The organism is Pseudorhodobacter sp., from assembly GCF_030452865.1.
In the GTDB taxonomy this organism is placed as follows: domain Bacteria; phylum Pseudomonadota; class Alphaproteobacteria; order Rhodobacterales; family Rhodobacteraceae; genus Pseudorhodobacter.
Genome location: NZ_JAKDLJ010000198.1, coordinates 1 through 6524, shown reverse-complemented (window position 1 = coordinate 6524; position 6524 = coordinate 1). Strand labels below are relative to the sequence as shown.

General features: G+C 60.6%; 11 protein-coding genes. All 11 read right to left on the bottom strand.

Annotated features, from left to right (window positions below; translation table 11 throughout):
• A partial coding sequence (locus tag L0H65_RS12110; RefSeq protein WP_301459309.1) for a 2Fe-2S iron-sulfur cluster-binding protein occupies nt 1-322 on the bottom strand: 322 nt, incomplete at its 3' end.
• Between the two features lie 12 nt (nt 323-334).
• A complete protein-coding gene (locus L0H65_RS12105) occupies nt 335-1084 on the bottom strand; it encodes an FkbM family methyltransferase (protein WP_301459308.1) in 750 nt (249 codons plus the stop codon).
• Between the two features lie 3 nt (nt 1085-1087).
• Entirely contained in the window at nt 1088-1387 is a 300-nt protein-coding gene (locus L0H65_RS12100; RefSeq protein ID WP_301459307.1) for a hypothetical protein, read from the bottom strand.
• Nucleotides 1384-1692: a hypothetical protein gene (locus tag L0H65_RS12095; RefSeq protein ID WP_301459306.1), complete on the bottom strand. Its 309-nt coding sequence runs from the start codon at nt 1690-1692 to the stop codon at nt 1384-1386. Before L0H65_RS12095 ends, L0H65_RS12100 begins: the two co-directional genes overlap by 4 nt.
• Before the next feature lie 4 nt (nt 1693-1696).
• The gene (locus tag L0H65_RS12090; RefSeq protein ID WP_301459305.1) at nt 1697-2014 is read right to left on the bottom strand and encodes a hypothetical protein; all 318 of its coding nucleotides are present in this window, start codon (nt 2012-2014) and stop codon (nt 1697-1699) included.
• Nucleotides 2014-3816: a succinate dehydrogenase flavoprotein subunit gene (gene sdhA, locus L0H65_RS12085; protein ID WP_301459304.1), complete on the bottom strand. Its 1803-nt coding sequence runs from the start codon at nt 3814-3816 to the stop codon at nt 2014-2016. Before sdhA ends, L0H65_RS12090 begins: the two co-directional genes overlap by 1 nt.
• A 152-nt stretch (nt 3817-3968) precedes the next feature.
• Nucleotides 3969-4340: a succinate dehydrogenase, hydrophobic membrane anchor protein gene (gene sdhD / locus L0H65_RS12080; protein ID WP_301459303.1), complete on the bottom strand. Its 372-nt coding sequence runs from the start codon at nt 4338-4340 to the stop codon at nt 3969-3971.
• Nucleotides 4341-4350: 10 nt separating this feature from the next.
• Nucleotides 4351-4767 (bottom strand): succinate dehydrogenase, cytochrome b556 subunit, encoded by a 417-nt coding sequence (gene sdhC / locus L0H65_RS12075; RefSeq protein ID WP_301459302.1) that lies wholly within the window; start codon nt 4765-4767, stop codon nt 4351-4353.
• 254 nt (nt 4768-5021) lie between these two features.
• Entirely contained in the window at nt 5022-6050 is a 1029-nt protein-coding gene (locus L0H65_RS12070; protein WP_301459301.1) for a MaoC family dehydratase, read from the bottom strand.
• A gap of 84 nt (nt 6051-6134) precedes the next feature.
• Nucleotides 6135-6338 carry a DUF1737 domain-containing protein gene (locus L0H65_RS12065; RefSeq protein ID WP_301459300.1) on the bottom strand — a complete coding sequence of 68 codons (204 nt, stop codon included), beginning with the start codon at nt 6336-6338 and terminating at the stop codon, nt 6135-6137.
• Nucleotides 6339-6341: 3 nt separating this feature from the next.
• On the bottom strand, nt 6342-6524 hold a 183-nt coding region (locus L0H65_RS12060), incomplete at its 5' end, for an NnrU family protein (protein ID WP_367651989.1).

The window sequence follows — 6524 nt, the reverse complement described above, 5'->3', positions numbered from 1 at the left end:
CCTGCACCTCATCCAACCCGTAAATACAGGCCAGCGTGTTGATGCCGCCAATGTTCATCGCGCAAGATCCGCAAATCCCTTCGCGGCAGGAGCGGCGGAAGGTCAGCGTCGGATCAATCTCGGTTTTGATCTTGATCAGCGCGTCGAGCATCATCGGGCCGCAGGTGTCCATATCGACGAAATAGGTGTCAACGCGCGGGTTTTCGCCATCATCGGGCGACCAGCGGTAAATCTGGAACTTGCGCAGGTTGCTGCCGCTCGGTTTCGGCCAGGTCTTGCCGGTGCGGATAGTGGAGTTTTTGGGCAGGGTGAATTGAACCATCGGTCCCTCTCCTTAAATTATTCTGGTTGTGGGGGGCGGGGCATCGGGCTGCCACCGGGTAAACAGGACATCCATCAGGCGCGGCGCGCCGCCGCCACGGCCATCGCCGGTCATCCGCAAGACATCGCGGAATTCAAGACCGGCATCGGCCAAGCGGGTGATCAGGTGACTGGGTGGGGCGATTCCGGCAAAACGCTGGGTCAGCGACATTTCCAAGATGACGAAATCGGTGCGCAGAAGGGTTAGGGCCGCCCCCGACAGCACCTCATGCTCAAAACCTTCGGTGTCTATTTTCAGGCCAAGCCGACCCTGAAACTCCGCTGCAATCGCATCAAGCGTCGTCACAGGAACCTCACGCTGCTCCATGCGGGTAAACTTGGCGGCAAGCTGGTCGGTGCGGGTGCGCAGGCTGGCCATGGCACCTTGTTCGCCCTTGTCGGAATGTGGAATATGCAAGGTCAGCGCGCCGGGTTCCGCCCCCAGTGCGGTTTCAAAGAAACGGGCTTTGGCGGGGGCTTCCGGCGATTTCAACGCCACACGCGATTCCGCGCGCGGGTCGATCAGGGCGAATTGCGCATTCGGGAACGCCTCATACAGGAAGGGCGTACCGGTATCGACGCCGATATCGAACACCACATCCGGGGTAAGGCCGAAACTTTGCAGATGTTTCGCGGTGGATTTCTCCGCCATCGCCACCAGACCTTTGCGCCGCAAGAAGCGGTTTACCATGGCGCGGTCAAGCTGGGGTTCGTCCTGCGCCATCCGTCAGCCTCTCCAACCCGGTTGAAACGCCAATGGCCGCGCCGGCATCTGCCCCGAGGCATTCAGCACACATTGATTATAAACCGCCTCCGGGTCACGGCCCAAAAGGTAATCGGCGCTGAGGTCAACCCGAACGCGGCTGCGGGCCTTGCCGTTGCCGATCCCCACCGCCACCTCGCCATGCGGACCGGAGGCATCGCGCGCCCGGATCGCACATTGCCGTTCGGCTTGCGCCAGCGGGATCGGGCCGCAAGCAGTCAGGATCAGTAGGCAGGGCAGCAGCAGGAGCAGGCTTTGCGTCATATCGCCAGCCCCGGAATCCCGGCGCGCAACACGCATTGGATGGTGTTGGGACGTTGCAGGATCGTGGCAATGTTTTGCACTGTGCTGGTGCCAGCGCGGGTGCCGACATCGCGGGCGAGCGACAGGATCTCGTTGCTGTCGGCATTGTCGATCACGCAAATCGCGACCGCCTCGGCCTGTGGGCCGGGCAGACGTTGTTGCACCACCGGGAGCACCACCGATTTCGCAGCCGAACGTGCGACGGCATCCACCGGATTGGTGGTGCATCCGGCCAACAGGGCAATCAGGGCGAGTTTGCGAATCATGCGCCTAGCCTTTCACCAAACGGACACCATGACGCAGCAGGCAGGAACGGGTCTCAGCGCGGCGCAGGATGGCGCGCGCTGTGGTGCGGGTTGCGGCGTTAGGCGCGCGGTCAATTGCGGCTTGCAGGCTGTCAATCTCCGCCGTGCTGGCGTTTCCGGCCACACAATCGGCAATCCGTGGCATCAGATATTGCGGCGCGGTTCCAACCAATGACGCCGCAACCACCGCTTTCGCCCGTTGCAAGGGTGTGTCGGGCATCGCACCGTTGCCGGCGCAACCGGCAAGCAGGCCCACCACAGCGAGGGGCGCGGCGTATTTCATCAATACACCCGCTTCATCGGCACGATCCGTTTCAGATCAATGCCGCCATCCTTCTGCTTTGTCAGCGGTTCGGTATGGACCGGGCGATAACTTAGTTTCACCTTGTTGCCATCGACATGCGCAAGCGAGTGGATACGCCAGTTGGCATCATCACGGTCGGGATAATCCTCATGCGCGTGGGCACCGCGCGATTCCTTGCGCGCCTCTGCCGCCACGATTGTCGCCAAAGCGCAGGGCATCAGGTTGCACAGCTCCAGCGTCTCCATCAGATCGGTATTCCACACCAGCGAGCGGTCGGTGACATGCAGATCGTCGAGTTTCGCGGCAATCGTCGTCATCTTCTTCACGCCGTCCGCCAGCGTCTTGTCGGTGCGGAACACCGCTGCATCGGCCTGCATGGTTTTCTGCATCTCCATCCGCAATTCCGCTGTTGGCGTGCCGCCGCTGGCGTTGCGGATCCTGTCGAACCGTTCAAGGATTTTGTCGACATGGGCGGTATCCACGGCATGCGCCCGCGCTTTCGGGTCCAGAATCTCGCCCGCGCGGATCGCGGCAGCGCGGCCAAAGACCACAAGGTCGATCAAGGAGTTGGAGCCGAGACGGTTCGCGCCATGCACCGAAGCGCAACCTGCCTCCCCCACCGCCATCAGGCCGGGGAACACCGCATCGGGCTTGTCCTTGGTCGGGTTCAACACCTCGCCAAAGTAGTTCGTCGGAATGCCGCCCATATTGTAATGCACAGTGGGCAATACCGGGATCGGCTCTTTCTGCAAGTCCACGCCGGCAAAGATGCGCGCTGATTCCGAAATGCCCGGAAGCCGCAGGTCGAGGGTTTCTTTCGGCAGATGGTACAGGTTCAAATGAAGATGGTCCTTGTTCGGCCCCACCCCGCGCCCTTCGCGAATTTCAATTGTCATGCAGCGCGAAACCACGTCGCGGCTGGCCAGATCCTTATAATGCGGGGCATAGCGTTCCATGAACCGCTCGCCTTCGGAGTTGGTCAGATAACCGCCTTCGCCGCGCGCGCCTTCGGTAATCAGACAGCCGGCGCCGTAAATCCCGGTCGGGTGGAATTGCACGAATTCCATATCCTGCAACGGCAGACCGGCGCGGGCAACCATGCCATTGCCGTCTCCGGTGCAGGTATGGGCCGAAGTGGCGCTGAAATAGGCACGGCCATAGCCGCCGGTGGCCAACACCACCATCTTGGCGTTGAACACATGCATGGTGCCATCGTCCAGCTTCCAGCAAACGACACCGGTGCAGCGGCCATCGGTGATGATCAGGTCAAGGGCGAAATACTCAATAAAGAACTCCGCCTTTTCTTTCAGGCTTCGGCCATAGAGCGTGTGCAGGATCGCGTGGCCGGTACGGTCAGCGGCGGCACAGGTGCGCTGCACCGGTGGGCCTTCGCCAAACTCGGTGGTGTGGCCACCAAAGGGGCGCTGGTAAATCTTGCCCTCTTCGGTGCGCGAAAACGGAACGCCGTAATGCTCCAACTCATAGACCGCTTTGGGGGCTTCGCGGGTCAGATATTCCATCGCGTCCATATCGCCAAGCCAGTCAGACCCTTTAACGGTGTCATACATATGCCACTGCCAATTGTCCGGCCCCATGTTCGACAGGCTGGCGGCAATCCCGCCTTGTGCGGCGACCGTGTGGCTGCGGGTCGGGAACACCTTGGTCACGCAAGCTGTGCGCAAGCCCTGTTCTGCCATGCCGAGCGTGGCGCGCAGCCCCGCACCACCCGCGCCGACCACGACGACATCATATTCATGGGTTTCATATTCATAGGCGGTCATAGTCGTACACCCTTTTCAACTGTCTTGCGCAGGCACTTTGCAACGGAAAGCACCGCCGCGCGGACTGCGTTTGTCTGTACAGAGGCCAGCGGCCCCAGCTTTTCGGCTCTCATCAGACAATCCCGATATGCCGTGTCAAAAGTCATCGCCGGTCACAACGCCATGCGGACCAGCGCAAAAATCCCGGCTGCCGTGATCGCATAAGAGAGTGAGATCGCAAGGATCACCAAGCCCTTGCGCATCGACCCTTTTGCATAATCCTCGATCATCATCGTAGCACCCTTGGCGAAATGCTGCATCCCGACGAACAGCACCAATCCGGTCAGAATCGCAACGAACGGCTGGCCGAAGGTCGCCACAACCTCCTCCCGCGTGCCGCCAAGGGCCGCACCGAAAATGTAGATCCAGGTCGGCACCATGAAGGCCAGCGCCACGGCGGAAACCGTCATATACCAGTGATGTTCGGTGCCGCTACGGGCGGAGCCGTTGCCAACGGCGCGTTTGCGGTCTGTCAGATAACGCATGATCGCCCTCTTATTGCACGATGATGATGGTGATGATGGTCAGGATGACCGAGCCGCCAAGGCAGGCCCAGCCCAGCTTTTCCGCAGTCGCAATATCCAACCCGTGGCCCGCATCAAAGTACAGATGCCGCAAGCCGGCAAGGTAATGATACCAAAGCCCGAGGGCCGAGCAGGCAAACACCAGATCGCCGAACCACGAGGTTGCCACCGCATTTGCTGTCGCAAATGCCTCCGGCCCGGTCGCCGCCGCCACCAGCCACCAAACCGCAAGCAGGGTGCCGACGATCAACCCGTTGCCCGTAATCCGCGTCAGGATCGAGGTCATCGAGGTAAGCTGTGGGCGGTAAATCTGAAGATGCGGCGAAAGTGGGCGTTCGACCCGCTTTGGCCCCGACTGGCTTGCCCCGGCCTGCGTTGCGTTATTCATGCTGTTTCCCTCGTGGCTGCGCCCTGCGGGATCGGCGCGCGGGGCTTGCTGCTGTTCTCTATGAATAGCGTATTTCCCCCCCAAGTCACGCCTTGAGAGCGGGGAATGCAAGTGTTTTCAATGCTGCAAGTGCAGAAAAAGACCTATGTGATCACATGAAGGTATTTGTGATCACGAATATCCTGGCGCGAATGCGGAATTCGGCGGTGAACGAAATCCTCGCGATTTTTGTGATCACAAAATTGGATCGTCACTTATTCCGGCATCAATGCCCAATAATCGAGGTCGAGCAACACCGAGGGATCATATTTTCCATCTGCACCGCGCAAGACAAATGGCGTCGCGCCATGTTTCACCGCGACCAACCGCAGGCGGATTGCCCCGACACCGGGCGCGGCTGTTTCCGCCTTCTCCAACACTTCCGACCACGCCCGCACCGTATCTCCGGCAAAGCACGGGTTGGCGTGGGCGCCCGCGTTCAATGCCACGATCATCTGCGCATTGGCCAAACCATTGAACGACAGCGCCCGCGCAAGGCTGATGATATGGCCACCATAGATCAGTCGCCGCCCGTCGTCCCGCTGAGTCGCGTCGAAATGTACCTTGGCGGTGTTCTGCCACAGGCGCGTGGCCATCATATGCTCGGCTTCCTCAATCGTCACACCGTCCACATGGTCGATCTGTTCGCCAATCGCGTAATCGCCCCAGCGATGCGCCTCCCCCGCCTGGCTGAAATCATAGCGAGTGAAATCAAGGCCGTGGGGAATGATTAACCGTTCGGGCGCGACAGATCCGGGCAGCGCCGGGATCACGGGTTCCGGCGCAGGCGTATCGCGGTTCTTGCGGACCATCACCCAGCGCACATAGTTCAATACTTCCTCCTCGCGCTGGTTCAGCCCCCGCGTGCGGACATAGACGACGCCGGATTTCCCGTTGGAATTCTGTTTCAACCCGATCACCTCGGATTGCGCGTGCAGCGTGTCGCCGGGATACACCGGCAACAGCCAACGCCCATCGGCATAGCCGAGATTCGCCACCGCGTTGAGCGAGATATCCGGCACGGTTTTGCCGAAAACCGTGTGAAAGGCGATCAGATCATCCAGCGGCGACCCCTCCAACCCGCAATTCCCGGCAAAATCGTCCGAGGAATACAGGGCATGCCGCGCCGGATACAGCGCATGGTAAAGCGCGCGCTCGCCTTCCGCCACCGTGCGCGGCGTTGCATGGTGGATCACCTCGCCCAAGCGGTAATCCTCAAAAAAGCGGCCGGGGTTGGTTTTCATCGCGGTGGTCCTTGGAAGTCGGGTGCGCTGAAGCACACCCTACGCATCGTGGGAAGGGTGTGCTTCTGCGCATTTATGCCGGGTTCAATGCTGGCCGAGCTTGGTTTCGGGCGTATAAATACCCGGCGCTTCTTTCACCACCGCTTGCCCGCAGCGCATCACGCCCTTGCCCGCGTCCCAGGCATAGCTGGGGGAGCCGTGCAATTCCCAGCCCTTGTTCAATGCATCCGTGACCTTGTGGCAAAAGGCAGCGTTGTCGTCTTCGGTGAGCAGTCGGTAAAGTTTCATGGCTTATCCAAACGGGTTGTAGCCGAGCCAGCTATGCACGGCGGCGGCGATGGCAAACACAACCACGGCAGCAATGACCGCCGTGATTTCCTTCTTGATCGGAACCTCGTGATAGGGGCCGGGGGGTGCCACGCGGTTCAGCACGATCACCTCAGCCAGCGCCCAGATGAACATGCCGCCGAACAG